General features: G+C 70.7%; 4 protein-coding genes. 1 reads left to right on the plus strand and 3 read right to left on the minus strand.

What is annotated here, in order from left to right:
• The coding region (locus G6026_RS17180; protein ID WP_241727967.1) for an HNH endonuclease signature motif containing protein at positions 1-813 on the plus strand (813 nt) is incomplete at its 5' end.
• Between the two features lie 23 nt (positions 814-836).
• Here the strand turns inward: G6026_RS17180 and G6026_RS06595 are convergent.
• The 3 genes from G6026_RS06595 to G6026_RS06605 are packed head-to-tail and all read right to left on the minus strand — an operon-like array spanning position 837 to position 2,929.
• Positions 837-1,697, minus strand: a complete 861-nt coding sequence (locus G6026_RS06595; RefSeq protein ID WP_182612678.1) for a cytochrome c biogenesis CcdA family protein — start codon at positions 1,695-1,697, stop codon at positions 837-839.
• Positions 1,694-2,305 carry a TlpA disulfide reductase family protein gene (locus G6026_RS06600; RefSeq protein WP_182612681.1) on the minus strand — a complete coding sequence of 204 codons (612 nt, stop codon included), beginning with the start codon at positions 2,303-2,305 and terminating at the stop codon, positions 1,694-1,696. Before G6026_RS06600 ends, G6026_RS06595 begins: the two co-directional genes overlap by 4 nt.
• Before the next feature lie 3 nt (positions 2,306-2,308).
• Positions 2,309-2,929, minus strand: a complete 621-nt coding sequence (locus tag G6026_RS06605) for a histidine phosphatase family protein (protein ID WP_182612683.1) — start codon at positions 2,927-2,929, stop codon at positions 2,309-2,311.
• Between the last annotated feature and the right edge of the window lie 283 nt (positions 2,930-3,212).

Genomic DNA, 3,212 nt, shown 5'->3' on the forward strand with positions numbered 1-3,212 from the left:
GGAGGCCAGGGACTGGACCTCATGGCCACCGCGAGCATGACCATGGACCCGCAGCTGGCGGCTCTCATGCGCGAGGTCCACGCCCGCTGGGGCCAACCCGGCCGGCTGTGGCCCGACCCCGATGCACCGGACACCCGCAGTGACGGCCAGCGGATGCATGACGCGATGGTTCACGCGCTGCAGCTGGCCCTGTCCGCCGACGCCCGCCGGACCGGGGCGCCCGCGGCGATCGTCGTGCGCGTCGACCTCGACCAACCCACCACACTGGCCGGCTGCGGGCAGAGCGACGGCGGCATCCGCATCCCGGTGCTGCAGGCCCTGTCCATGGCGCGCGGCAACCACTGGTTCCTGGCTCTGTGCGACCAGGAGATGGACCTCAAGCTCTACCGCAGCCGCAGAACCGCCTCCCGCTATCAACGGCTCGCCCTGTTCGCCGCATACGGAGGGTGCACCCACCCGGACTGCGACCAGGACGCCAGACACTGCGAAGCACACCACAGCGCAGCGCCCTGGTCAGCCGGCGGGCTGACGAACATCGACCAACTCGCCCTGGCCAGCGGCGACTGCCACGCCATGATCCACGCGACCGGCTGGAGGACGATCCCCGACCGCACCGCGCCTCAGGGAGTCCGATGGATCCCACCCTCCGGCACACCACGTGTCGCGGCACCACCACCGGCCAAGGCGGGACAGCAGCCGCTGGCACCCCTCGAAGCGCCGATTCTGCCGTTCGCGCTGCTCCGAGACCTCGACGACGGCATCCGCCGACGGTTCGGCGCCGCCGCTGATGGGGAGAGGGCGAAGGCCGCGTGACCCCGGGGACGGTCAGTCGCCGTCTAGATGGGCAGGGTCGTATCCGAGATGGCGAAGTCGCGGAGCCAGTCGATGAACAGGGCCCACGCGCCGGAGAGCAGCAGCAGGCCCACGATGATGAGCATCACGCCACCGAACACCTGGATGGCGCGGGTGTGCCTCTGGAGCCAGCCGACGGTACGCATCGCCCAGGTCGAGCCGAAGGCCACCAACACGAACGGCAGACCGAGACCCAGGCAGTAGGCCACGATCAGCACGACGCCGCGCGCTGCGTCGACACCCGTCCCCGCGGCCACGGACAACGCCGCCGCCAGGGTCGGCCCCAGACACGGCGTCCAGCCCAGCGCGAAGACGGCACCCAACATCGGTGCGCCGACCCACGTCGAGAGAGACTTGGGCTGCATGCGCGTGTCCCGCTGCAGGGTCGGCACGAGGCCGATGAAGACCAGGCCCATGAGAATCGTCACCACACCACCGAGACGCTGCAGCAGCTCCTGCTGCGGTGCCAGGTACTGCACGGTGCCCAACACCATGGCGCTGAGCGCCACAAACACCACGGTGAACCCGCCCACGAAGAGCAGCGACGCCGCCACCACGCGCATGCGGGAGGCGCGGCGGGTGCGGCGTTCGTCCACGGTCATCGTCGCCGTCGCGGCCCGCTGACGCTCGGCTGCGGCCACGGTGACCGGGGGACGCTCGGCCCCCACGACACTCGCCAGGTACGCGACGTACCCGGGCACCAGTGGGATCACACACGGCGAGGCGAAGGACACGAGCCCTGCCAGGACACACGCGCCCAGCGCCAACAGGATCGGGCCGCTGGCCACGGTCTGCTGGAAGGTCTCCCCCACGCTCTGCGCGAGCAGGATCGTCTCCGGGGTCACACCGGCTCGACCTCCTCGGCGAGGATCGCCGACACGGTGTCCCGCAGCTTGTCATCGGTGATCTCGGCCAGGTACACCGCCGCCACCCGGTGCTGCTTGTCCAAGATGATCGTGGCCGGCACCACGGACGTCGGGAACCCACGCAGTGCGGCCACAGCGGCGTTACTGGGATCCCAGATGGACGGGAACGTGATGCCGTTGTCCTCGACGAAGTCGACGGGCTTCTGGCGGTTGGGATCGCGGAGGTTGATACCGAACACGGTCGCGCCCTGGGGCTCGAACTCGTCCTGCAGCCGCTGCAGGTCGTCGGACTCGGCGCGACACGGGCCGCACCACTGGCCCCACAGGTTCAGAATCACGACCTGCCCCTCGAAGTCCTCCTGGACGTTGAGCGTGCGATCCGGGTCCAACAGGTCCGGACCGGTGAGCGTGGCGACGGGTCTGCGCTCGGACGGGGGATCGTAGTGGATCTCCAGCTGGCCGTCCGGGCTGACGAACTCGAACGTCTCCGGGCCCGTCACCACCGCGTCCGTGCTGGTCGCGCAAGCACCGGTGACGAGGGCGCCCGCCAGGAGCAGGGCGCCGAGTGCGGCCTTGGGGTGTCGCATGGATCAGGCTCCCGTCTGCGACGGGTCAGACGCACCCGCCGGCTCGGAGTAGACGATCTCGCGCAGCGTGGTCCCCTCGAAGACCAGGGAGGTGATCGAGGCCAGAGAACACTGCCGCGAACGGGGGTCATGCCACAGTCGACGGCCCTCGAGGAACCTCCGCGTGGTGTACACCGGCAGCTGGTGGCTCACCAGGACCGCCTCGTGTCCGCGGGCGGAGTCGAGCGTGGAGTACACGGCCCCGATCATCCGATGCGCGATCTGCAGGTACGGCTCACCCCACGAGGGCCGCAGCGGATTGACCAGGATCGGCCAGTACCGAGGGTTGCGCAGGGCACCATCCCGGCCGCCGACCTTGTTGCCCTCGAAGCGGTTGTCGGCCTCGATGATGTCCGCGTCGATCCCCACCGGAAGGCCCAACGCCTCGGCCAGTGGGGCGGCGGTCTCCTGGGCGCGCTGCAGCGGCGAGGCGACGACCGACACGATGTCGTGCCCCTGCCCGAGGGTGCGGGCCACGGTCTCGGCCTGACTCCGCCCCAGCTCGGAGAGCCGGAAACCCGGCAGGCGGCCATACAGCACCCCGTCGGGGTTGTGGACCTCCCCGTGGCGGACCAGGTGGACGATGGTCTGCGTCTCGGTCCCGCGGGCAGACGAATCCCGATGTGTCGACGACGACGCCGAGAGCGGTTCACCCGGAGCGGAGATCGAGCCCGGCGCGGCCCCGTAGGCCTCGGCTCCCTCCTGCTGCTGCGGGACGGAGGTCTCCGCGGGGCGGGCACCGGCCTCGGAAGCGTTCAGCGACGGCGGCGCCTCGGCGGGCGCGGGATGCTCCCCGCGGAGGGGGATCGGCAATGACGTGGGCCCCGTCGACGGGACGTCGAACACCCCGCGCAACCCCCGACCGCGC

The sequence above is a fragment of the Dietzia sp. DQ11-38-2 genome, from assembly GCF_014145055.1.
Taxonomy (GTDB): domain Bacteria; phylum Actinomycetota; class Actinomycetes; order Mycobacteriales; family Mycobacteriaceae; genus Dietzia.

Coding starts and splice junctions, on each gene's coding strand:
- G6026_RS06600 (WP_182612681.1), bottom strand. CDS start 2,305: ATGCGACACCCCAAGGCCGCACTCGGCGCCCTGCTCCTGGCGGGCGCC.